General features: G+C 68.6%; 21 protein-coding genes. 6 read left to right on the forward strand and 15 right to left on the reverse strand.

Features of this window, described 5'->3' with window-relative positions; genetic code table 11:
- Window positions 1–17: 17 nt before the first annotated feature.
- The gene (locus EV137_RS32795) at window positions 18–2,024 is read left to right on the forward strand and encodes a heparinase II/III domain-containing protein (protein WP_238175724.1); all 2,007 of its coding nucleotides are present in this window, start codon (window positions 18–20) and stop codon (window positions 2,022–2,024) included.
- Between the two features lie 84 nt (window positions 2,025–2,108).
- Window positions 2,109–3,458 (forward strand): peroxidase family protein, encoded by a 1,350-nt coding sequence (locus tag EV137_RS32800; RefSeq protein ID WP_134132047.1) that lies wholly within the window; start codon window positions 2,109–2,111, stop codon window positions 3,456–3,458.
- On the opposite strand, the gene EV137_RS32805 is transcribed toward EV137_RS32800, so the two are convergent.
- Window positions 3,436–4,776 (reverse strand): NAD(P)/FAD-dependent oxidoreductase, encoded by a 1,341-nt coding sequence (locus EV137_RS32805; protein ID WP_134132048.1) that lies wholly within the window; start codon window positions 4,774–4,776, stop codon window positions 3,436–3,438. The two genes, EV137_RS32800 and EV137_RS32805, sit on opposite strands and share 23 nt — an antisense overlap.
- Before the next feature lie 63 nt (window positions 4,777–4,839).
- On the reverse strand, window positions 4,840–5,553 hold the full coding sequence (locus tag EV137_RS32810) for an alpha/beta fold hydrolase (protein WP_134005293.1): 714 nt from the start codon (window positions 5,551–5,553) through the stop codon (window positions 4,840–4,842).
- Window positions 5,554–5,685: 132 nt separating this feature from the next.
- On the opposite strand from EV137_RS32810, the gene EV137_RS32815 reads away from it, so the two are divergent.
- Window positions 5,686–7,416: an L-aspartate oxidase gene (locus EV137_RS32815; protein WP_134132049.1), complete on the forward strand. Its 1,731-nt coding sequence runs from the start codon at window positions 5,686–5,688 to the stop codon at window positions 7,414–7,416.
- 17 nt (window positions 7,417–7,433) lie between these two features.
- Here the strand turns inward: EV137_RS32815 and EV137_RS32820 are convergent, their stop codons facing one another.
- From EV137_RS32820 to EV137_RS32840, 5 genes are all read right to left on the reverse strand, one after another.
- Entirely contained in the window at window positions 7,434–8,207 is a 774-nt protein-coding gene (locus EV137_RS32820) for a hypothetical protein (RefSeq protein ID WP_134132050.1), read from the reverse strand.
- A 6-nt stretch (window positions 8,208–8,213) separates the two neighbouring features.
- Window positions 8,214–9,326 carry a hypothetical protein gene (locus EV137_RS32825; protein ID WP_134132051.1) on the reverse strand — a complete coding sequence of 371 codons (1,113 nt, stop codon included), beginning with the start codon at window positions 9,324–9,326 and terminating at the stop codon, window positions 8,214–8,216.
- Between the two features lie 9 nt (window positions 9,327–9,335).
- A complete protein-coding gene (locus tag EV137_RS32830; protein WP_134132052.1) occupies window positions 9,336–11,372 on the reverse strand; it encodes a hypothetical protein in 2,037 nt (678 codons plus the stop codon).
- 161 nt (window positions 11,373–11,533) lie between these two features.
- On the reverse strand, window positions 11,534–11,881 hold the full coding sequence (locus EV137_RS32835; RefSeq protein ID WP_134132053.1) for a hypothetical protein: 348 nt from the start codon (window positions 11,879–11,881) through the stop codon (window positions 11,534–11,536).
- 129 nt (window positions 11,882–12,010) lie between these two features.
- Entirely contained in the window at window positions 12,011–12,898 is an 888-nt protein-coding gene (locus EV137_RS32840) for a LysR family transcriptional regulator (protein ID WP_134132054.1), read from the reverse strand.
- Between the two features lie 72 nt (window positions 12,899–12,970).
- On the opposite strand from EV137_RS32840, the gene EV137_RS32845 reads away from it, so the two are divergent.
- The gene (locus tag EV137_RS32845; RefSeq protein WP_202871251.1) at window positions 12,971–13,861 is read left to right on the forward strand and encodes an EamA family transporter; all 891 of its coding nucleotides are present in this window, start codon (window positions 12,971–12,973) and stop codon (window positions 13,859–13,861) included.
- A gap of 381 nt (window positions 13,862–14,242) precedes the next feature.
- On the opposite strand, the gene EV137_RS32855 is transcribed toward EV137_RS32845, so the two are convergent.
- From EV137_RS32855 to EV137_RS32880, 6 genes are all read right to left on the reverse strand, one after another.
- Entirely contained in the window at window positions 14,243–14,914 is a 672-nt protein-coding gene (locus EV137_RS32855) for an NADPH-dependent F420 reductase (RefSeq protein WP_134132055.1), read from the reverse strand.
- Entirely contained in the window at window positions 14,911–15,948 is a 1,038-nt protein-coding gene (locus EV137_RS32860) for an LLM class flavin-dependent oxidoreductase (protein ID WP_134132056.1), read from the reverse strand. Before EV137_RS32860 ends, EV137_RS32855 begins: the two co-directional genes overlap by 4 nt.
- Before the next feature lie 67 nt (window positions 15,949–16,015).
- Window positions 16,016–16,381 carry a sigma-70 family RNA polymerase sigma factor family protein gene (locus tag EV137_RS32865; protein ID WP_134005301.1) on the reverse strand — a complete coding sequence of 122 codons (366 nt, stop codon included), beginning with the start codon at window positions 16,379–16,381 and terminating at the stop codon, window positions 16,016–16,018.
- 12 nt (window positions 16,382–16,393) lie between these two features.
- Window positions 16,394–17,260 carry an RNA polymerase sigma-70 factor gene (locus tag EV137_RS32870; protein ID WP_134132057.1) on the reverse strand — a complete coding sequence of 289 codons (867 nt, stop codon included), beginning with the start codon at window positions 17,258–17,260 and terminating at the stop codon, window positions 16,394–16,396.
- Complete coding sequence (locus EV137_RS32875) at window positions 17,253–17,492, reverse strand: hypothetical protein (RefSeq protein ID WP_134132058.1); 240 nt, start codon at window positions 17,490–17,492, stop codon at window positions 17,253–17,255. The genes EV137_RS32870 and EV137_RS32875 overlap by 8 nt, the downstream gene beginning before the upstream one ends.
- Window positions 17,465–18,220 carry an SDR family oxidoreductase gene (locus EV137_RS32880; RefSeq protein ID WP_134005307.1) on the reverse strand — a complete coding sequence of 252 codons (756 nt, stop codon included), beginning with the start codon at window positions 18,218–18,220 and terminating at the stop codon, window positions 17,465–17,467. Before EV137_RS32880 ends, EV137_RS32875 begins: the two co-directional genes overlap by 28 nt.
- 127 nt (window positions 18,221–18,347) lie before the next feature.
- Between EV137_RS32880 and EV137_RS32885 the strand changes: the two genes are divergently transcribed.
- Complete coding sequence (locus EV137_RS32885; protein WP_202871253.1) at window positions 18,348–19,529, forward strand: low temperature requirement protein A; 1,182 nt, start codon at window positions 18,348–18,350, stop codon at window positions 19,527–19,529.
- Here the strand turns inward: EV137_RS32885 and EV137_RS32890 are convergent.
- Entirely contained in the window at window positions 19,519–20,082 is a 564-nt protein-coding gene (locus tag EV137_RS32890; RefSeq protein WP_134005309.1) for a TetR/AcrR family transcriptional regulator, read from the reverse strand. The two genes, EV137_RS32885 and EV137_RS32890, sit on opposite strands and share 11 nt — an antisense overlap.
- 99 nt (window positions 20,083–20,181) lie before the next feature.
- Here EV137_RS32890 and EV137_RS32895 point away from each other — a divergent pair, with 99 nt between their 5' ends.
- Complete coding sequence (locus EV137_RS32895) at window positions 20,182–21,084, forward strand: SDR family oxidoreductase (RefSeq protein ID WP_134132059.1); 903 nt, start codon at window positions 20,182–20,184, stop codon at window positions 21,082–21,084.
- Window positions 21,085–21,098: 14 nt separating this feature from the next.
- On the opposite strand, the gene EV137_RS32900 is transcribed toward EV137_RS32895, so the two are convergent.
- Window positions 21,099–22,100 carry a Gfo/Idh/MocA family protein gene (locus EV137_RS32900; RefSeq protein WP_134132060.1) on the reverse strand — a complete coding sequence of 334 codons (1,002 nt, stop codon included), beginning with the start codon at window positions 22,098–22,100 and terminating at the stop codon, window positions 21,099–21,101.
- Between the last annotated feature and the right edge of the window lie 9 nt (window positions 22,101–22,109).

Consider the following 22,109-nt stretch of genomic DNA (forward strand, 5'->3'; position numbering starts at 1 on the left):
GGTGGAGAGGGGGGCGGGTGGCTGCACAGTCGAGCGGGCAGTCGAAGAGACGGCTGGGGACGACGGTCGCGCTGACGCTTGCCTGCGTCCTGGTCTGCGGCGTCGCGTTCGCCGGTGCCGTCTTCGTCCTGATGCCAGGCGCTCGGGACCGCAGTACGACGCCCATCGCCGCCGGTTCCGCGACGCCGTCGACTCCCGGCCCGCGACCCACCCCGAGGCCGAGCGTCCCGGACTCGACCTCGAGCGAGGAGCCGCTGCCGGGCGTCGACACCCCGGCCACTCCCCCGCCGTCGACCCCGGTCGCGAACACCGGCACCTACGAATGCCCCGGATTCAGCGGTATCGAATCGAACGTCCCGCTGTCGATGCTGATGAACGACACGTTCTCCTGGGGCGACGATCCGCCGTACAAGGTCGGCAACGGGAGCGGTGACGTCAACTGGCGTTCCGACCCGTACAAGAAGCCGAGCTGGTACATGTGGCTGCACTCGCTGCGCTGGCTGGGCAACGGCATCACCGCAGGGCAGCGTGGTGATCGCAAGGCGCTGACGCACGTGATGGCGATCATCCATGACTGGGTGCGGGACAACCCGTACACGTGGAAGGGCGATGTCGGCGCGTGGGAGGCCACGATGCACCGCACCAACGTGCTGCTGTGCGCCCGCCAAGCCGTCCTCACCGGCTTGAAGGTCAGCTCGCTGCCGACGCAGTACGCCTGGCTCGACAAGGCGCTCATCGACCATGCGCAGTTCATGATCGTGAACTGGAGCGGGCCGTCGAACCACGGGACGGACGAGAGCATCGCCCTGTTCGGCGTCGGGTGCACGCTGAAGCGGCCGGAGCTGAAGACGCTGGCCGTGGACCGCTTGTCGCAGGCGATCACGAAGGCGATCGACACGCAGGGCTCGACGAACGAGCAGTCCGTCGGGTACGCGATGTTCAACTACCTGCTGTGGGGTCGCGCGACGACTGCGCTGCAGCGGTGCGGGTCGAACCCCGGACCGGTGATCGCACAGCGGCGTGCCGCTCTGTCGGAGTGGCTGGCGCTCGCGACCAAGGCCACAGGTGAGCTGCAGCAGGTCGGTGACGCCGTACGGCAAAAGCCGACCGGTGCGGCCGGGACCGCGCTCGATTACGTCGCCTCGCTCGGGAAGAAGGGCACGAGACCGTCCAAGCGGGTCGCGGTCTTCGACGCCGGCTACATCTTCGGCCGGACCGGGTGGGGCGAAACGCGGCCGTTCGCGCAGGAGTCGACGTACAGCATCCGGTACGGCGCAGCGCGGACACTGCACGGTCATGACGACCACATGTCGATCACCTACTCGTCGCACGGCAGGGACGTGCTGATCGACCCGGGGCACTCCGGGTACCAGCTCGACAAGTGGCAGGCGTGGTCGAAGAGCCAGGCCGCGCACAACGTGATGACCATCCCGTCGGCGGACACCGCGAGCGTGGTGACCCAACTGGTCCGCGCATCGATCACACCGACCTGGGAGTCGTACTCGCTCGCTGATTCACCGGCGCCGGGTGTGACCCGGAAGCGCGACGTACTCGTGCTCAAGGATCCCGACCTGATCATCACGCTCGACCGCGGCCAGGCGACCGAGACCCAGCGGTACGAGACCCTCTGGCACCTCGCGCCGGACCAGAAGGTGACGGTCCGATCCCCTACTACTGCTGTCGCAACGAAACCAGGCGACAAGGCGAAGACGTACCTGCTGCAGATCCCGTACCAGCAACAACCGGCCGCCGACGGCATCACCGTCGTCCAGGGTCAGCAGGACCCGGTCCAAGGCTGGTACTACCCCGACATCTTCCACCGCCAGTCGGCTCCGGTGGTCAAGTTCAACCGCAACGGGACGAGCGCGACCATCCTGAGCGCGATCGTCCCGGCAGACTCGACCGAAACCGTCACCTACAAAACCCGAACCGTCAGCGGCATGTTGTTCGTCGACCTGACCGTCGGCACCCGAAAGACGACCGTCCGGGTCCAGCAGGACGGCCGCCTCACCCGCATCAGCTGATCACTGTTCGGCAGCTGCCACCCGGTCACAACCGTCGTACCTGCCTTGTCTCTCCTGTTGAATCGATTCTTCGGGAGGTTGTGGATGAGTAGGCATCCGGCGACGCGGGACCACTGCTTGAGTTTGGTGCGCAGCGTGGATCGGCCGACAGGTGGTGCACGGTACGGGCGGATGTTTCCGGACCTGGAGCCCTTGGGGACGGATCCGCACGTGCTGATGCGGGCCGGCGCCGACGGCGGGATCTGTGACGCCGCGGCGGCGCTCGATCCCGGGGCCGCGCTGGATCCTGAGGCAGGGGGCGACGCTGAGCAGGCGGCCGGCTGGCCGTTCTTCGGGCAGTTGCTGGCGCACGACACCACCGCGGACCGGTCGCCGATCGCGGGCGGAGTCGACACCGACGCGTTGCGGAACGCCCGCTCGCCGCGGCTCAACCTCGAGATGCTGTGCGCCGACGGGCCGATCGGTGCGCCGTACCTGTTCGATCGGGACGACCCCGCCAAGTTCCTGCTCGGCGCCGGCGGGTACGACGTACCGCGGAATCCCCAGGGTGTGGCGCTGATCGGTGACCCGCGCAACGACGTCCACCTGTTCTCGCTGAGTCTCCACGTCGCGCTTCTGCGGGCGCACAACCGGATCGTCGACAGTCTGCGGGCGAGCGGCGTACCTGAGGAGGACGTGTTCGAGCAGGCGCGGGTCACGCTCACGTGGCATTACCAGTGGATCGTCGTCCACGACTTCCTGCCGCGACTGGTCGGGCGGCCGTTGGTGGACGAGGTGCTCGAGGACGGCGGGAAGTGGTTCGCGCCGGAGCCCCTGCAGGCGTTCATCCCGCTGGAGTTCGCGGATGCGGCGTACCGCTACGGGCACGGCCAGATCCGGCACGCGTACCGACTGGTCGAGGGCGGTCCCGAGTTGCCGTTGTTCCCCGATCTGGTCGGGTTCGGGCCGGTGCGGCAGCGGCTCGATCTCACGCAGGTGTTCGACGTACCAGGACATCCGCCGGCGCAGCGGGCCAAGCGGCTCGACGGCCGGCTCGCCGCAAGCCTGATCGGCCTGCCGGAGCAGGTCACCGGCGCTGTGGACGAGACCGCGTACAAGTCCCTGGCGGTCCGCGATCTGCTGCGCGGCGACACGACCGGTCTGCCGAGTGGCGAGGAGGTCGCCAAGCTGCTCGGCGTACCGCCGCTCACCGAAGGCACCTGGCCGGGCGGTACGCCGCTGTGGTTCTACATCCTGAAGGAGTCCGAGTACCTCGGTGCGGGCGACCGCCTCGGACCGGTCGGCGGGCGGATCGTCGCCGAAGTACTGATCGGGCTGCTCCGGGCCGACCCGGCCAGCTACCTCAGCCTCGAACCGGACTGGCAGCCGAACCTCCCGGCCGCCGGCGAGACGTTCGGCCTGACCGACCTGCTCATCCCGGCCGGCTCGCACTGAGCGACCGCGCCTTGGCCTCGGTCTGGAACGCATCGCGCGGACTCTGGACCGAGGCCAGCGACACGATGTCGCGGCTGTAGAAGAACGACACCAGCCAGATCGACAGCACCCGCATCTTCCGGTCCCACGTCGGGACCGCGAGGACGTGGTACCCGCGGTGCATCAACCAGGCCGGCAGGCCCTTGATGACGATCCGCTTGTACTGGAAGATCCCGTTGCCGAGGCCGAGTGTCGCGATCACCCCGAGGCTGCTGTGCACGTAGTTCTTCGGCTCCCGTCCCCGCAGCGACCGCAGCAGGTTCTTCGCCAGCAGCTTCCCTTGCCGTACGGCGTTCTGCGCGTTCGGCACCGTGTACGCGTCCTTGGTAGGCGCCGCCAGATCAGGCACGGCCGCGTCGTCGCCGGCCGCCCAGGCGTCCGGGATGACCTCGGTCTCGGTGCCGATCCGTAGATCCGCCCGCACCTGGACCAGTCCACGCTCGTTGTGCGGCAGGTCGGTGTGGTTGCGGAGCAGCCGGGTCGCCGCATTGCCCGCCGTCCACACGATCAGCTCAGAGTCGAACTCCGTCCCGTCGGACAGCACCACGTGCCCGTCGTCGGCCGACTGCATGAAGGTGTTCAGGTGCACGACCGCGCCGCGCTTCTCGAGCATCTTCACCACCCACTCGCCGGGCCGGTCGCTCACCTCCGGCAGGATCCGCCCGGTCGCCTCGACCAGGTGGAACGCGAGATCGCTCTCGGACAGCTCGGGGTACTTCCTCAGCAACCACCGCGCCAGCGACAGCAGCTCGGCGAACCCTTCGACACCGGAGAACCCGCCGCCCACGAACGTGACCGTCAGGAGCTTGCGCCGCTCCGGCCCCGGCTCCAGTCCGGCCGCCTCGTCGAACGCGGTGAACAGCCGGTCCCGGATCGCCACGGCTTCCTCGACGTGCTTCATCCCGATCGCCCGATCGGCCACCCCCGGTACATGGAACGTCCGGGTCACCGCACCGGCGGTCACCGCGATCACGTCGTACGTCAGCTGATAATCCGGCCCGTCCGCCGGGTGGACCGTCACCGTCTTGTCCGCGTGCGAGATGTTCGTGACCATGCCGGCCACGACCTTCGTGTGCTTCAGGTTCCGGCGCAGCGACACCGCCGCGTGCCGGGCCTCCACGGAACCGGCGACCACCTCGGGCAGGAACGGCTGGTACGTCATGTACGGCCGCGGGTCGACGACGACCACCTCGGCCTCACCGCGCCGCAGCTTCTTCTCCAACCGCCATGCCGTGTAGAACCCGGCGTACCCGCCGCCCACCACCAAGATCCTGCGCACCACACTCTCCGTCCGTCGACTTCTCACAGGTAAGACACCTCGGCCCGTCCGGATGTGACATTGCTAGGGGGCGCCCAGGGCGTCCAGGACCGTGGCGGTCACCGCTTCCGGCTGCGAGACGCTCAGCGCGTGCGAGCCACCGGCGATCTCGCGGGTGTCCTTCGCGCCCGCGCGTTCGGCGAGGAAGCGATGCAGGGCCACCGGGATGTTCAGGTCCTGGTCGCTGAACACGAACCAGGACGGGATCGTCTTCCATGCCGGCGTGGAGGTGGGCAGACCGGTGGTCAGCGCCGCCTCGGTCACCGGACGCTGGGTCGCGGCCATCAGCGCGGCCTGGTCGGCGGGTACGTCGGCGCAGAACTGCTGACGGAACACGTCCTGCCGGATCGCGAGCTCGTTGCCGCCGGTGCTGACCGGGTACGCGGTCAGTGCGTCGCCGAGCGTGCTGCCCGGGAACTGCGAGGACAGCTGGAAGGCGGTCTCGCCGTGGTCGGGGGCGAACGCGCAGACATAGACGAGCGCCTTGACCGCGTCGTTGTCCGCCGCGGCCTGCGTGATCACCATGCCGCCGTACGAATGCCCGACCAGGACCACTGGCTTCCCGATACCGGCGATGACGTCGCGGACGTACTGCGCGTCGCCTTCGAGGCTGCGCAGCGGGTTGGCCACCGCGACCGTCTCGATCGACCGCGCCCGCAGCCGCTCGACGACGCCGTTCCAGCTGGCCGACTCGGCGAACGCGCCGTGCACCAGGACGACGACCGGATTCTCACTCATGGGGCTCTCCTTTTCTCGGACTACTTGATGAGACCAGACAGACAGCCAGGTTGTGACCGGCGAGACAGTCACAGAACGCCACTCCGGGTTGTCCTGGTGTGTAGGTACAGCCAATGCCCCTAAGGAGAACAGATGAGCATCGCCGAACAGCAGATCGCCACGTCGGTCCTGGTGATCGGGACCGGTGGTGCCGGGCTCCGGGCGGCGATCGAGCTGGCCGAGCAGGGTGTCGAGGTTCTTGCGCTCGGCAAACGCCCGCGCTCCGACGCGCACACCTCGCTCGCGGCCGGCGGCATCAACGCGGCGCTCGGCACCATGGACGCCCAGGACACCTGGCAGCAGCACGCAGCCGACACGCTCCAGGAGAGTTACCTGCTCGCGAACCCGGTCACCGTGCAGATCGTCGCCCAGGGCGCGGCGCGCGGGATCGAGGACCTCGAACGCTGGGGTATGCCGTTCGCGCGCGAGGCCGACGGCCGGATCTCGCAGCGGTTCTTCGGCGCGCACACCTACCGCCGGACCGCGTTCGCCGGCGACTACACCGGGCTGGAGATCCAGCGCACGTTGATCAACCGCGCGGTCCAGCTCGGCGTACCGATCCTGGACACCGTCTACGTGACCCGGATCCTGGTGAAGGACAACACGGTCTTCGGCGCCTACGGTTTCGACGTCACGACCGGCCGGCGGTACGTCATCCATGCCGACGCGGTGATCCTGGCCGCGGGCGGTCACACCCGGATCTGGCGCCGTACGTCGTCTCGCCGTGACGAGAACACCGGCGACGCGTTCCGGCTCGCCTTCCTCGCGGGCGGCAGGCTCCGCGATCCCGAACTCGTCCAGTTCCACCCGTCCGGACTGATCGAGCCCGAGAACGCGGCGGGCACACTCGTCTCCGAGGCGGCCCGCGGCGAGGGCGGCCAGCTACGCAATGCCCTCGGCGAGCGGTTCATGGCGCGGTACGACGCGGAGCGGATGGAACTGTCCACGCGGGACCGGGTCGCGCTCGCGGAGTACACGGAGATCAAGGAAGGCCGCGGGACCCAGAACGGCGGTGTCTGGCTGGACGTGTCGCATCTCCCCCGCGAGACGATCATGCGGCGGCTGCCGCGGGTGTACCAGACGCTGCTCGAGCTGCAGATGCTCGACATCACCAAGCAGCCGATCGAGATCGCGCCGACCGCGCACTACTCGATGGGTGGCGTGTGGGTCCGTCCCGAGGACCACGGCACCGGCGTCGACGGGCTGTGGGCGATCGGCGAGGCCGCGAGCGGACTGCACGGCGCGAACCGGCTCGGCGGCAACTCACTGATCGAGCTGCTGGTCTTCGGGCGGATCGTCGCCGAGGAAGCCGCGAAGTACTCGATCGGCCGGCAGGCCCAGGTGCGTTCGGCCGACGCCGTCGCCGAGGCACGCGCCGAGATCGACCACCTGCTGACGAACGACGGGCCGGAGAACGTCCGCGCTCTGCAGCGCGCGTTGCGCGACACGATGACGGCACGGGCAGGTGTCGTCCGCGACGAGGACGGACTGCGGGCCGGGATCGCGGAGCTGACCGAGGTCGAGGAGCGGATCACGCAGGTCGGCGTACATCCGGACATCGCCGGCTTCCAGGACCTGGCCCACGCGTTCGATCTGAAGGCGTCGGCACTGGCCGCACGTGCGACCCTCGATGCGGCCCTGGTGCGACGGGAGACCCGTGGCTGCCACAACCGCTCGGACTACCCGGAACTCGACGAATCGCTGCAGGTCAACCTCGTCTGGTCAGGCCCGGACACGATCGAGAAGGAACCGATCCCGGCAATCCCCGACGACCTGCGGCACCTGATGCGACACGTCGCAACCGACGGCAAGTTGGTCGAGTGAGGCGCACCTGACACTCGTTACTGGAGCCTGACGAGCACGCGCAGGTCTTTCGCCTGGACGAGGTACGTGCCTCCACGCATGTACGTCGCAGCGTTCGCCGGAGTCACGTGGATGACCGCGTTGCCGCTCCGGTCGAGCAGGATCTGAACGGCCCGCTTCTCCTGCCCGACCGGGCTCACCCGCGCGATCTCGCCATGATGTGCGGGCGATGTGCTCAGGATCACGTCCGTCTTCCGCCCGACCAGCGTGGGCACCGCTTCCTTGTCCGGTACGACGATGCGCGTGCTGCCGGCGCCGGCCCAATTCTCGAAGTCTCGGTACCACCCGTAGGCCTTCCCACCGAACGCTGTCGGCGCCGCCAACGCGGGTGAGGCCGCGAACACGATCCAGGACAGGATGCCGGCTCCGGCCAGCAAGGCCATCGTCTTCCGCGGCCAGCTCCTGTTCGAGTACTCCGTCTTCGCCAGCCGCTGGTCCGCGCCGGCCAGGTTGAGCGAGACCGCCTCCGCGACCTCACTCACCGCAGCTCCGGCCTGCCCTGGCGATTTACCTGCAGCTCGCCGACGGCGAGTGTTCGTGTATTCGACGGCAAGCGGGATCGTCAGTACGACGACTCCGAGCAGCAGCACCAGCCGCAGGCCCAGGACGGCGAGCCGCTTCGGACCGGAGCGGAAGAAGAGGAGCCAGACCGCCACCAGGACCAGCAAACTCAACGCCCACGGCCGAACCCAGAGCGGCAGGAACGACAACGCGTTCAGCAACCATCCCAGCGGTGATCCGAGGACAAGCATCACCGATCACCCGCCTTGGCTGAAGTCGGAGTCACCGGGGCGCTCGCCGTCCTCCGCCGGCTCTGCGCGGTGCGCGGGCCGGGAATGATCCGTTGTACCGTCCTCCGCCGCGGCGCTCTCCACCTGCGGGTCCGGCGTCTTCTCGCCGACCGCCTCGATCGCACTGACAGCGGGGATCACGTCGCGGTGCCGCTGGGCGTCCATGAAGGTCCCGACACCCCTCGCCGCGCTATTCGGATCGGCCGCGAGATCGCCGCTCTCGAGTCGCTTGATGAACTCGAGGAACATGTTCTGCTCGCCCGCCTCGGAGTTCTGGAGTGTCGCTATGGCCATCTGGATGTTCTGCGCGGACGGCTCCATCAGCACCGCTTCCATCGCCGCCCCGCCGGCCGACTTCAGGTTGTCGCCGATCGCCTGCTGCAGCAGCTCCCGCTGCTTGAGCGTCAGCTCGAGACCGGCGAGCTTGTCGACACCCCTGGCCACCGTCAGCTGCTTGGCAGTCCGGGCCTGCCGCAGCTCGACCAGGTGGGTAGCCGCCGCGTCGTCGTCGCGAACTACGACGTCGCGAACGGTCACGGTGAGCCATGGCGGTAGGTCGGTCAGATCCCTACCGACCAACTCGTCGTTCAGGAGATCCTCCGCCAGCTTGCGCAGGTAGAGGACCGGATCGGCCAGGTTCTCGGTCGGGAACTCCTGATTCCGCAGAGTGCGCTTCAGCATTGCCGACAAGGTCGGCCGGAACTGGTCCTCGAGCGAAGTGATCCCGTTCAGCGCGAGCCGGCGGCCGAACGTGGCGTCCACGTCGACGTCGACATGCACGTTGACGGTCACGATGTAGCGCGCGTACGACGTACTGAACACGTCGGCGTAGTCGAGTTGGAGGTCCCGTCCCCCGGCGTCGACGATCACCCACGAGACGTAGCCGGCGAACGTGCGCTCGCCGGCCGTCGCTCCGGAAGCGATCGTGGCCTGTCCGCCGGCATCGAGCAGGATCAGCTGCTGACCGTGCTCCAGGTCGGGCAACTCCAGGCGGAGCCGGCGGAACTTGAACCTGCGCCGGTCGCGCTCGAACGTGCCGCTGCGTACGACCAGCGGCCGGTTGATCTGAGTCTGCGTCATGTGGTCACCTCACGAAGTTGGAAAGAACTGGTCCAGCAGCCGGCGTGCGATCACGCCATCGGGGTTGTCACGGCGTTCTAGGGCCAGCGCGCGACGCAGGCCTGCGCCCAGTTCGGCGAGAGTGCCGAACTTCCTGGCCGCGTCCTTCGCGGCCCGGATCAACTCGGCCAGCACATGCCGGTCGATCCGCTGCTCCTCCACCGCACGGACCAGATCCCGAACGGTCTTCTCGGTGGCCCGTCGGGCGTACGGCGCCGACCAGGTGCGCGCGAGCAACTCGACGAAGGCGCCCATCGCCTCGGCTTCCTGGCCGCCCAGAAGCGACCGGAGCGAGTCGGCTGCGTCCTCGTCCTTGGTCGTCAGCGCGTGAACGGCGTACCCGAAGACCCACATCGCCTGACGCATCTCGCGCCTGGATCCCGGCCATCGACCGGAGGCGACCTCGGCCAGTAGGTTCAGCACTGCCAGCCGGACCAACCGGGCGTCGTCGCCGGCCGCACAGAGCATTCCGAGCCGCCTGGCCGCGACACTCGCGAGATGGTCGTCCGCGAACGTCTCCAGCCAGAGCCGGATCGGCGCCTCGGACTCGACGTCCCAGGCTCCGAGCAGATCGCCGTACGCGACGATCGCGCAGAACCTGAGATCGAATTGCCCGCTGTCGATCCAGGCATCGGCCAGTCGCAGGCCGATATCGCTGGGGAGGTTCAAGATCGTCGGCACCCCAAGAGCCTGCGCAGCCGCCACCGACGGCCAGTAGCCGGCCCCCATCGCCCACGGACCGATGAGCGTCGACTCCACGTAACGCGGGTCGATCGTCAGCAGCACGCCGGCGGCCTTGACGGCGCCGGACCACAACTCGGACGGACGGCCGGCCAGTGTCGTGAGCCAGTCCAGGAAGCCCTTCCGGAAGCCGGAGCCTTCGTTGTTCCACAAATACTCCAGCACCTGCACGTGTTCGAGATGCGCCTCCAGCACATAGACGTTCTCGTCGTGGATCCCGCCGTACCGGGACTCCACCGGCTGGGTCGTCGTCGTCACCAGGCCAGCGGCCAGCGTGGCGGCGGTGGTCCGGCGGAAGCCCGGCGTCGCATCGTCCCCGAGCAGCTTGGCTTCGAGAACGTCGATCTGTTCGTCCAGATCGGTCCGCGGTGTACCCACGCAGGTCGCCACACATGCGAGTGCGGCGACCTCGCGCGCCGACCGCTCCGTCTCGAACCACCGGTCGAGCGCCGCCGTCGTGACCACCCCGGGCAAGGACCGCAGGAGGTCCTCGTCGGACACCTCCGGATCCGCCTGCAGCCTGGCGACCATTGTGTCCATGACCGTAAACGAGATCGGGCCCGCTTGCGCACCGGCGACCTGCCTGATCCGGCGGACGGTCTCCTCGTCGGCCGGGTGCTTATCGAAGTAGGCCGCGACCAGTGCGAACTTCGGCACCTCCGCTGCCTGGACGACGTGCAGGGCCCGGTCGGTCCTCGACGGCGACCCTTGCGTCGTGATCAGCAGCCGGGACTGCCCGGATTCGCCCAGCTTCTCGGTCAGCAGCTCGAGCTCGAATTTGTTCAGTCTCTCCACGAACGACACCTGAGCATTCGCGAGGAGAAAACAAGCGTTCTTATGCTTGACTTTCAACTGCTCGATTGAAGCCGCCAGATCATCGAACCCGAGATCGGCCGGCAATTGCAGGATTGGCGTCATTCCGCCACGTTGCAGGGCGACCAGACAGGCCGATCTCTTTCCCATCCCGGAACTGCCGTACACTGCCACGATCGCAGCACCGGCGGACAATGCGTCGCCGAGCGCGGTCAGCGTTCCGGACTCCACATGGCTTTCGGCGAGCTCGACGGCGACCCCGGTCTGGTTGCTCGACAGGCGCGGCTTTCCGGCACCGTCCTGGAACGACACCGACCCGTAGAACTGCGGGTTGATCAGGGCGTTCTTGGCTCGGACCCCGGCGTCGACCGGCTGCGACGGTGTGGCCGTGTCCTCGGACTCGTCCGACTGTACCTTCGCCGGGGCTTCCTTCTCCCCCGGCGACTTCGACAACTCCCCCGGAGTCGCCTTCCCGGCCTGTTCATCCGCCGGCTTCTCCGGTTCGGATGTGACCGTATCCCCTTGTTTTACCACCTCTGCGGGCTGCTGACCGCCATCCAGGCGTTCATCACCCGCGGAGGCCCCCGGTTCCTCCGCCATGAACTACCCGCCGGCTACTGGAACGTCACCGGGTCGTTGAAGACCGGGTCGGTGAGGACCTTGGTGTTGTCGCCGGTCACTCGCACGCGCGTATCGCCGACCCGACCGCGGGACAAGCGCACGACCTTCTCGAGATCGGTGATCCTGATCGTGCCGTCATCCAGGGCGCTCTGCAGCGCGGCGGCCACCTCCGGAGCCTTCGGCGCTCGATGCAGGGCTTTCCGAATCGGCTCGATGACCGATCCGACGGCCCGCGCGAATTTCTTTCCCGCTGCTTTCGAAGCTTCTTCCACTGCAGCATTTGCTCCGGCCGCCAACAGCGGCACCAGAACCTGCGCAGCATCGTTCACAACATCAGACATCCCAGACTCCCCCCTTGGAACATCCCTCCCCGGTGTTCCAATTGATGGAGCGTAGCGCACAGTGACGAGCACGGAAAGCCTCCGCGGGCAGCGGTTGTTTCTGCCGAATTGCCGCGGTGTTTTCGTTGGTTATTCGCGCATCTTCGACAGCAGGTCGAGGACGATTGCCGGTGCGGGCCAGCTGGCGCGCCCGCGACGAATAAGTACGTAGGCTCGCATGCGGGGTTCGGGGTCGCGGAGGCGGCGTAGGGAGATGCCGGTGGTCTTCGGGTAGGTGGCGGGCATCAGGCCGACGCCGAGTCCGGCGGTGATCATTTCCTGGACGAGTTGGAGGGTGTCGGCGCGTTGGGTGATGCGGGGTTCGAAGCCGGCGAGGGCGGCCAGGGTGCGGACGACCTGTTCGTCGGCGACGTGACGGGAGTTGACGATCCAGTCGCTGGCGGCGAAGGCTGCGACGACGTCGACCGCCGTACCGCGGATGCGGCGGGAGCGGGACGGGACGGCCAGGCTCCAGCTGGATTCCCAGAGCGGGGCGGCTTCGAGGGACGGGTCGAGGGCCGCGGGGGCGAGGTTGTAGTCGTAGATGAGTGCGAGGTCGACCTGGTCGCGCTCGAGCATCGCCAGGGCGTCGGGGGGTTCCTGTTCCTGGATCTCCAGCCGGACCGCGGGGTACTCCTGCCGGAGCCGGTGGACGACGGGCATGAGCGTGTCGCGGATCGCGGTGTGGAAGCCGGCGACGCGGACGGTCCCGGACGGTTCGGCCGACGGGTCGAGGTCGGCGCGCGCCGCTTCGTGCGCAGCCAGGATGTGTACGGCGTGACCCGCGAGTCGGCGGCCGGCCGGGGTGAGCCGGACGCGGCGGCCGTCGGGCTCCAGTAGCGGCGTGCCCACTTCCTTGGCGAGTGCGGCGATCTGCTGCGAGACGGTGGAGGTGGTGACGCCGAGAACCTCCGACACGGCATGCATCGAGCCGAGCCGGGACAGGGCGAGCAGGAGTTCGAGGCGGCGTACATCCATTCATCGATCATGAACGATCTGTCCAGGATTCTCACGTGGACGCGAACGGAATCGCGGGCTTCACTGGACCGTATGCGCACACGGGAGACCGGGATCGCCTTCGCGGTCCTGTCGATGACGATGGTCCAGCTGGGACTTGCCGCTTCGGTCGGGCTGTTCGACCGGGTCGGTCCTGAGGGTGCTGCCTGGCTGCGGCTGGTGTGCGCGGGTCTGATCGTGCTGGTGCTGTTCCGGCCGCGGCCGAGCTCGTTCGATCGCAACGCGTTCCTGGCGGCGGTCGGTCTCGGCGTCGCGACCGCGGGCGTGACGTTGCTGTTCATGGCGGCCGCGGCGCGCCTGCCACTCGGTACGGCGAGGGCACTGGAGTTCCTCGGTCCGCTGTCGGTCGCCGTACTGCGGAGCCGCGGGCGGCTGATCTGGCCGGCGTTGGCGTTCGGCGGCGTACTGCTCCTGACTCAGCCGTGGCACGGGTCGGTGGACGGTCCCGGCGTACTGTTCGCGCTCGGTGCCGCCGCGTGCTGGGCGGCGTACATCGTCCTCACCCAGCATGTTGGCAGCAACGTCACCGGGCTGCAGGGCATGGGTGTCTCGCTTCCGGTCGCCGCGGTCGTGGCCACCGCCGTCGCCGGCCCCGCCACGATCCCGGTGATGACCTGGGAGTTGGTGGTCATCGGCTTCGGTCTGGCGCTTCTGCTACCGGTGATCCCGTTCAGCCTCGAGTACCTGGCGCTGCGCCGCCTGGACGCCGGTGTCTTCGGCACGTTGATGAGTCTCGAGCCGGCGCTGGCGCTGATGATCGGCTGGCTCCTGCTCGGCCAGTCCCCCACGTTGCTCCAGGCGTTCGGCATCGCGGGCGTGATCGCCGCCGGGATCGGCGCGGAGAAAGCCGCGAGCCGTCGCGCCCAGCAGACCGAGCATGACCAGCCCGACGACTCCGTGGTACCACTGCCAGCCGATGCCTAGCCCGACGAACCCGTCGAGCACCATCACCACGGCTCCTGCGCCGACGCCGAGAACGAGCATCGCAACGCCCGCCAGCAGGAGCTTCCGCGGCACCCGGCGACCGAACCGGCTCACGGTGGCCAGCGCCAAGGCGGCCCCCAGGACACCGGACACCGCCGCAAACGCCTGCGCCACAGCGGGATTCAGGAAGTACGCCTCCTGCTCGGACGCCGAAACCATCGGCCCCGAAGGGAACCCCAGCCGCCCTTCGACCGCGAACACCGCCTTGCCGACGGCGTACCCCAGCATCAGAACGGCGACTCCGTACGCGGGAAACTTCCTCATATCCCGACAGTAGAACTTCGGCCGCCCGCTGAACTCCCTCCAGCGGGTGAACCGTCCCTAGGAAGCGCGGGCTTGCCGGATCTCCTGGCCGCGCACGGTGTCCGGGAACCGCGCGAGCATCGCCCGCAGCTCGTCCGCGTCCACGTTGGCGCCGAAGGGCTCGGTGCCCGGTTCGAGACGCTTGCCCTCGGCAAGCGGTCCGGCGAGGACCGGGTCGAAGCCGAGCGCGTCGACGATCCGGGCCACCTGCTCCGCGTCGGTCTCGTCGCCGGCGATCGCGATCGCCTTGCGGCCGGGAGCTCCGGCAGGGCGGGCACCTTCGTCGAGGTCGTGGTAGCCCATGTGGTTGAAGGCCTTGACGACGCGGGACTCCGGGAGGAACCGCTGCACGATCTCCGAGGACGACGTGCGCGGATCGGTGAGGTCGTCGCGGATGCCGTCGACCTCCCACCAGTAGTTCATCGCGTCGATCACCAGCTTGCCGCGCAAGGCCTCGACCGGAACGGTCCGGTGCTTGCCCAGCGGCAGCGCGAGGATCACCACATCGGCCTCGGCGACGGCTTCGGCAGCGGTCGCGGCCACGGCGCCGGGCGTGACGACCTCGACGATCAGCGCGATCTTCGAGACGTCACCAGAGCCCGCGATCAGCACGCGGTACCCGGCCGCGACCGCCAGCCGAGCCAGCACCGTCCCGACCTTCCCGGCGCCGAGGATCGCGATCCTGGTCACTTGCTCTCCGCCAGGATCTCGCGGACCAGCGGGATCACCTTGGTCCCGTACAACTCGACCGCCTTCAGCCGCGCGCTCACCGGCAGCGGGCCACCCGAGTAGATCAGGTCGAACCGCTCCACGCCGAGGACCTTCACCGCGTCGGCGATCCGCCGGGCGACCGTCTCCGGCGACCCGACGTACATGGACCCGTGCAGCACCTCGGACTCGAACTCCTCGCGCTTCAGCGGCGGCCAGCCGCGCAACGCCCCGATCCGGTCGCGCATCACCTTGTACGGCGCGAAGTAGATCTCCTTCGCCTGCTCGTCGGTCTCCGCGACGAACCCCGGCGAATGCATCCCGACCGGATGCGCCACGGTCCCGAACTGCTGCGCCGCCCGCTTGTACAGATCGACGTACGGCGAGAACCGCTCGGGCGAACCGCCGATGATCGCGAGCATCAGCGGCAACCCGTAGTACGCCGTACGCACCACGGACTGCGGCGACCCGCCGACCCCGACCCACGTCTGCAGCCGGCCGGACTCGGTCTTCGGATAGACCTCGACGTTGTCCAGCGCCGCCCGCACGGTGCCTTCCCAGGTCACCGGCTTCTCGTCGAGCAACTGCACGAACAGCTGCAGCTTCTCCTCGAACAGTACGTCGTAGTCGGCCAGGTCGTACCCGAACAGCGGGAAGGACTCGGTGAACGATCCGCGCCCGAGGATCACCTCGGCGCGCCCGTTCGACAGCGCGTCGACGGTCGAGAACCGCTGGAACACCCGCACCGGGTCGTCCGAGCTCAGCACTGTCACGCCCGACCCGAGCTTGATGTTCGACGTCTGGGTCGCGATCCCGGCCAGCACCGTCTCCGGGGACGAGATCGAGAACTCCGGCCGGTGGTGCTCGCCGAGCGCGATCGCGTCCACGCCGATCTGGTCGGCCAGGACGGCTTCGTCCACCACCTGCCGGATCGCCGCCGCAGCCGTCACCGGCGCACCACTGTCGTCCACCGGGATGTCACCGAACGTGTCCAACCCGAAGGCCACCTCAGCCATATCCGCACTCTCCTGTCCGCTCACACAACAAGTCTAGGTTGACACGTCAACACCAGACCGAGCGGGTTCATTCCCGGGAGCTCCAGTGCCGGAGCTTGTCCGGGTTCAGGACAATCCAGACGGTGGACACCTTCGACCGTGTCACCTTCAGACTCAGTACTGCGACGACGCCACCGACGACCCGCAGTACGACGCCCGGTTCCCCGTTGACCGCCTCCACACTGAGCACGGTCTCCGGGCCCACGAGCTCCGTCACGCAGCGCGCGACCTGATCGGCGCCCCGGACCGGGCTCAATGCGGCAGCCACCCGGCCGCCGCCGTCGCTGACCGCCACCACCTCGGGCGCGAGCACACTCCGCAGCGCCCCGACACTGCCCGCCCGGCAGGCCGTCGCGAACCGGTGCACGACGGCATGATCGCCACGCCTGAACACTCCGCCTCCTGCTCAAGCGACCGTGGTGAGCTTCGCCGGGTTCATCTGCCACAGCACCTCGTCGATTCCTTCGTCCGATGCGGTCACGGTGCAGACCGCGAACACCTCGCCGTCGCGCCGCAGCATCGCGACCGCGCGGCCGTTCGCCGTACCGAACTCGACCTCGACACCGATCCAGAAGTGCTGGTGGAACGCCCGGTGGTACTTCGCCACGTGCAGCCGCCCGACCACCGGGAACTTCGACGCCCGCGCCGCGCCGCCGCCGTCGGAATAGCTGATCGCGTCCTTCGCCAGCAACTCCTCGAGAACGGAGACGTCACCCGCCCGCGCCGCCGCGATGAATGCCGTCAGCAACGTCTTCTGCTGCGCTCCGGACACCTCGGTACGGCGTTCCGCACGGATCCTCTTGCGCGCCCGGCTGACGAGCTGGCGCACCGCCGGCTCGGTCGACTGCAGCATCGCAGCCAACTCGTCGTACGGGTAGTCGAAGGCCTCCCGCAGGATGTACGCCGCCCGCTCGGTGGGCGACAACCGTTCGAGCACGAGGAGGACCGCGAAACTCAGTGCCTCCCCGCGCTCGGCGCCGAGATACGGATCGGCGCTGGTGTCGACCGGCTCGGGCAGCCACGGCCCGATGTACGTCTCCCGGCGGGCACGCGCGGACTGGCTCGCGTTGATCGCGAGCCTGGTCACCGCCGTCGACAGGTACGCGACCGGGCTCTGGACCGCACTGCGGTCCGCGGCCTGCCAGCGCAGCCACACCTCCTGGACGAGGTCCTCGGCCTCGGCGTGGCTGCCCAGCATCCGGTACGCGATCCCCATCAGCCGCGGCCGCACCGCGTCGAAGACCGCAACCGCGTCATCGAGCTCTTCAGTCATGAGCTGGAGGATACGACCCCGCATCCGTTTCCAGTGCCTCGATCGCGCTGTGCAAGCTGTTCAGGTCCGCTGCTTCCACCTGCGCCTCGTACGGGTCGAGCACCCCGTCGGCCTCATCGTCAGGTGGTGTGCCCGCCCTGTCCAGCTCGATGTCGGCCTCGACCTCCACGGCCAGCTCGTGCAGGAAGTCGTCCTTGCCCATGATCATCGCCCGCCCTGCGCGGCGTACCACTCGTCGTAGTGCAGCTCGCCCAGGGTGGCCTCGCCGATCGGGACCAGGCTGCGCTCGGTGAGCTCGGAGCCGAAGTACCGCGCGTGCTCGTCGGCGACCACCTCACGGGCGTCCCCGCGCGCGGCCAGCGCCTTGCGGAAGAACTCGTCCATCCGGAACTCGTCCGGCCCGGCGATGTCGATCCGCGCGTTCAGCGGCTCGGCGACCGCGGTCCGGCCGAGGATCTTGGCGACGTCCTCGGCGGCGATCGGCTGCCAGGCGACCGGCGCGATGTGCACCTTGCCGTCGTCCCAGGTGCCCTCGTCGGCGATCGCGGCGACGAACTCGAAGAACTGCGTCGCGTGCACCAGCGAGTACGGGATGCCGGAAGACTTGATCAGCTCCTCCTGGGCGATCTTCGCCGCGAAGTAGTGGTTGTCCGGCATCCGCTCGGTGCCGACGATAGAGATGCCGACGTGGTGCCGGACACCCGCCTCGTCCTCGGCCTGCAGCAGGTTCCCGGTCGACGTCTTGAAGAACTCCATCACCGGTCCGGCCTCGAACGACGGCGAGTTGGCCACGTCGACGACGACGTCGGCGCCCTTCAGCACGTCCGCCAGGCCCTCGCCGGTGATCGTGTTGACACCGGTGCTCGGCGCGGCCGGCACCGCCTCGTGGCCGTGCTCAGTGAGCTTCGCCGCCAACTTCGTGCCGATCAGGCCAGTGCCGCCGATCACGACGATCTTCATCGCAGAACCCTTTCGATTGTCTTCAGCTGTCACCGGGTAAGACAGGGCACCCACCGATCCTGTGACAGTCACATCCAGAGCACCTGCCCTGTCTCTACCGGTGACCCCCGATCGAGAGGAGCCGCCCGTGCCCGAAGCCACGGTCCGCATCCGGGTGCGGATGACCGCGCGCCCGATCGACGAGCCGCACCGGGCGTCCAGCAACCTCGAGTTGCTGTTCGACCTGACGTTCGTGGTCGCGGTCGCCGCCGTCACCGAGCAGTTCGCGCACACGATCGCCGACGGTCACGCCGCCGTACTGCCGTTCCTCCAGGTGTTCTTCGCGATCTGGTGGGCGTGGATGAACTTCACCTGGTTCGCGTCGTCGTACGACACCGACGACGTCACGTACCGGATCCTGACCATGGTGCAGATGGCCGGCGTCCTGCTGCTCGCCGCGGGCGTCCCGGCCGCGGCGGATCACGGCGACTACCTGATGGTCACCTCGGGCTATCTGGTCATGCGGCTCGGCCTCATCTCGTTGTGGTTGCGCGCGGGCATCGAGGACCCGGCATCCCGGCGTACGGCGTTCCGCTACGCGATCGGGATCGGGGCGTTGCAGCTCGGCTGGTTCGGCCGGCTGTACCTCGCCGACTCCGGCGCGTCCGACGGCGTACTGCTCGTCGCCTTCATCGTCCTGGCGATCCTGGAGCTGTCCGTGCCGCTGTGGGCCGAGCGTCCACGGGCCACCAACTGGCATCCGCACCACATCGCGGAACGGTACGGACTGTTCACGATCATCCTGCTCGGCGAAGCGGTTCTCGCCGCGTCCAACGCCGTACGGCGAGCCGTCGAGGAGACCGACGTCAACGCCGAGCTGATCGCCGTTGCGGGCTGCGGCCTGGTGATCCTGTTCGCGTTGTGGTGGCTGTATTTCCTGCACCCGGCCGGCCCACGGCTCGAGGACCGACGGGACCGTTCGTACCGCTGGGGCTACGGCCACTACGGCCTGTTCGCGGCCCTCGCCGCGCTCGGCGCCGGACTCGAGGTCGCGGTCGAACAGACCAGCCACGAACTGCACCTGTCCCCCACCGGCGCAAGCTACGCGGTCGCCGTACCGGCCGCGTCCTTCATCGCCTTGCTCTGGGGCGTGCACCGATCCATCGCCGATGCGCCCAAAGCCCATCTGGGGACGGCGCTCGCGGGCATCGTGATCCTGCTCGCGCTGCCGCTGGCGACACCGGCCGTCGGAGCGGTCGCGGACCTCGCACTGACGGCCGCGACCTGCGTGGGAGTGGTCGCCGTCGCCTCGTGGAACGCTAGGCGGTGAGACCCGCGAGCGTCTTCAGGGTCGCCTGGATGACGTCTCCGATCGGTACGTCGTCGGGTGCGGCGATCCAGCGCTCGAAGGACACCCTGAACACCGCGACCCCGGTCTCGGCCGCGAGTGCGGCGACGTCCGGGGCGACTCCGCGCTCGAGCAGGCCGTCGGTGAGCGATGTCGTCAGCGTGGCCATCTTGATCAGCTCGCGCTCGCGCAGCTCGGGCGTCGACATGATGACGGCGGCGCGCCGGCGCGAGTAGTCCCGGCGGATGTCGTCGAAGAACTGGGCCGTGGCAAGGACCGCCGCGGTGACGGCCTCCATCGGGGTCGCGTCCGCCGGCGCCGCGGCGAGCGCCTCGACCATGTGCTGCTCGAGCTGCTCGGACCCGGCGAACAGCACCTCACGCTTGTCCGCGAAGTGCCGGAAGAAGGTCCGCGCGGTGACCCCGGCCCGGTCGGCGATCTCGGCGACGGTCGTGCCGTCGTACCCGCGCTCGGCGTACAGCGCCATCGCCGCCTCCCGCAGCCGCCCGGCCGCGTCCGGCTCCCACCGTCCCATGCGGTCGATCCTAGCCGATGTCATCGAGTGACATCAGGGTGTAGCATCGGTGATGTCAGTCAATGACATCACTGGGACATCACTTGAAAGGGACTTTTCATGCGCGTCTTCATCACCGGAGCGTCCGGACACGTCGGCTCGGCCCTCGTCCCGGAGCTCCTGCACAACGGTCACCAGGTCCTCGGCCTGGCCCGCTCCGACGAGTCGGCGAAGCGGCTGACGGAGTGGGGTGCCGAGGCCGTCCGCGGCGACCTGCACGATCTCGACCGGCTCCGCGCGGCAGCGGCCGCCGCGGACGGCGTCGTACACCTCGCCTTCCGGCACGACGCCATGCAGGCGGGCGATCTGGCCGGTGCGGCGGAGTCCGATCTCGCCGCGCTGCAGACGATCGGCGACGCTCTGGCCGGCACGGACAAGCCGCTCGTGAGTACGTCGGGGACCGGCATGCTCGCCGGCGTGGTCCAAGGGCGGGTGGCGACCGAGGACGACTACGACCCGAACGGCGGGTACCGCATCGATGCCGAGAACTACGTCGTCGACCTGGCCGCCAAGGGCGTCCGCTCGTCAGTCCTCCGGCTCCCGCCGATCACTCACAGCCGGCTCGACCACCAGGGTTTCGCGCCGTCGCTGATCGCTTTCGCGCGGCGGAACGGCTTCGCGGCGTACATCGGCGACGGGACGAACCGCTGGTCGTCGGTGCACACGCTCGACGCTGCCCGGCTCTATCGCCTGGCCCTCGAGTCCGCCCCGGCGGGCACTCGTCTGCACGCGATCCAGGACGAGGCCATCGAGTTCCGCCCGATCGCCGAGGCGATCGGTCGCGGGCTCGACCTCCCGACGCACTCCGTCACGGCCGACGAGGCCCCGCAGTACCTGGGCTTCCTCGCGCGGTTCGCGGCCATGGACATCCCGACCTCCGCGGCCCGGACGAGTGAGCTGCTCAACTGGCAGCCCACCCACCCGGACCTCCTGGCCGACCTCGCCGAGGGGTTCTACTTCTAGACCTTCAAGACCTTCTAGACCTTCAAGACCGGCGCGATGACCTTGGACTTCGAGCCTTCGTACGCGGCGAGCAGGATGCCGAGGACGGCGATGCCTTCCTCTTCGGTGTGCAGCGGACGCTGCTTGCCGAGCAGCGAGTCGGCGAAGTGGCCGATCTCGGCGACGAACGTGTCGACGGGTTCGAACTCGAAGGTCTCGGTCTCACCCGACCGGAGGCGGTAGGACAGCGTCGTACCGTCGCTGGTCAGTGAGCCGAGCTCGCCGACGGCCGAGAACCGCTCGGTGCCGGCGGCCGGCTGGTACGCCCAGCTGGTCACCAGCTGGCCGACGACTCCGTTGTCGAACCTGATCAGGACCTGTGCGGAGTCCTCGCCCTCCATGAACTTCAAGCGGTGCGTGGAGAGCATCGCGGTCGCCTCGACCGGCAGCCCGCCTGCGAGGTGCAGCATCAGATAAGTGGGGTGGTACCCGGTGTCGATGAGCTCGCCACCCCCACTTGTCTTGCTACTCGCCCGCCAGCCCATCGAGCTCGGGTCGAAGTCGTTGTAGAAGCTGTCCGTCGTCCGCACCTCGTACACCGTGCCGATCGTCCCGGCCTGCAGCAGCTCCCGGGCCTTCGCGACGGCCGGCATGAACAACTGGTTGTGCGCGCACATCAGCGTCACGCCGTTCTCGGTCACCGCCTTGCGAACATCCGCCGCCTCCTCGGCGGACAGGCACAGCGGCTTCTCGCACAGGATGTGCTTACCCGCCTCGGCGGCCGCGACGATCGCGTCCCGGTGCAGATGATGCGGCAGGCAGATGTCGACCGCATCGAGCTCCTCGTTCGCGAGCATCTCGCGAAACGCCATGCTGCCTGTGTACGCCGTGGCACGCAGCTCCTCGCCGCGCTTCTTCGCCGTCTCCGCCACCGCGTCCGCGACCGCCGTGACACCGATCCGGTCCGCGTGCTGCTGATAACCCTTGATGTGCGCCGAAGCGATTCCTCCGGCGCCGATCAGACCGACCTTGCTCATCGGGACGTC

This window comes from Kribbella pratensis (genome assembly GCF_004366075.1).
GTDB classification, from domain to species: Bacteria; Actinomycetota; Actinomycetes; order Propionibacteriales; family Kribbellaceae; genus Kribbella; species Kribbella pratensis.

Bases quoted from the DNA above. Each gene is read 5' to 3' on its own strand.
- EV137_RS32800 (WP_134132047.1), top strand. From the start codon at position 2,109: ATGAGTAGGCATCCGGCGACGCGGGACCACTGCTTGAGTTTGGTGCGC.
- EV137_RS32810 (WP_134005293.1), bottom strand. From the start codon at position 5,553: ATGAGTGAGAATCCGGTCGTCGTCCTGGTGCACGGCGCGTTCGCCGAG.
- EV137_RS32815 (WP_134132049.1), top strand. From the start codon at position 5,686: ATGAGCATCGCCGAACAGCAGATCGCCACGTCGGTCCTGGTGATCGGG.
- EV137_RS32820 (WP_134132050.1), bottom strand. From the start codon at position 8,207: ATGCTTGTCCTCGGATCACCGCTGGGATGGTTGCTGAACGCGTTGTCG.
- EV137_RS32825 (WP_134132051.1), bottom strand. From the start codon at position 9,326: ATGACGCAGACTCAGATCAACCGGCCGCTGGTCGTACGCAGCGGCACG.
- EV137_RS32835 (WP_134132053.1), bottom strand. From the start codon at position 11,881: ATGTCTGATGTTGTGAACGATGCTGCGCAGGTTCTGGTGCCGCTGTTG.
- EV137_RS32840 (WP_134132054.1), bottom strand. From the start codon at position 12,898: ATGGATGTACGCCGCCTCGAACTCCTGCTCGCCCTGTCCCGGCTCGGC.
- EV137_RS32845 (WP_202871251.1), top strand. From the start codon at position 12,971: ATGCGCACACGGGAGACCGGGATCGCCTTCGCGGTCCTGTCGATGACG.
- EV137_RS32860 (WP_134132056.1), bottom strand. From the start codon at position 15,948: ATGGCTGAGGTGGCCTTCGGGTTGGACACGTTCGGTGACATCCCGGTG.
- EV137_RS32870 (WP_134132057.1), bottom strand. From the start codon at position 17,260: ATGACTGAAGAGCTCGATGACGCGGTTGCGGTCTTCGACGCGGTGCGG.
- EV137_RS32880 (WP_134005307.1), bottom strand. From the start codon at position 18,220: ATGAAGATCGTCGTGATCGGCGGCACTGGCCTGATCGGCACGAAGTTG.
- EV137_RS32890 (WP_134005309.1), bottom strand. From the start codon at position 20,082: ATGGGACGGTGGGAGCCGGACGCGGCCGGGCGGCTGCGGGAGGCGGCG.
- EV137_RS32895 (WP_134132059.1), top strand. From the start codon at position 20,182: ATGCGCGTCTTCATCACCGGAGCGTCCGGACACGTCGGCTCGGCCCTC.
- EV137_RS32900 (WP_134132060.1), bottom strand. From the start codon at position 22,100: ATGAGCAAGGTCGGTCTGATCGGCGCCGGAGGAATCGCTTCGGCGCAC.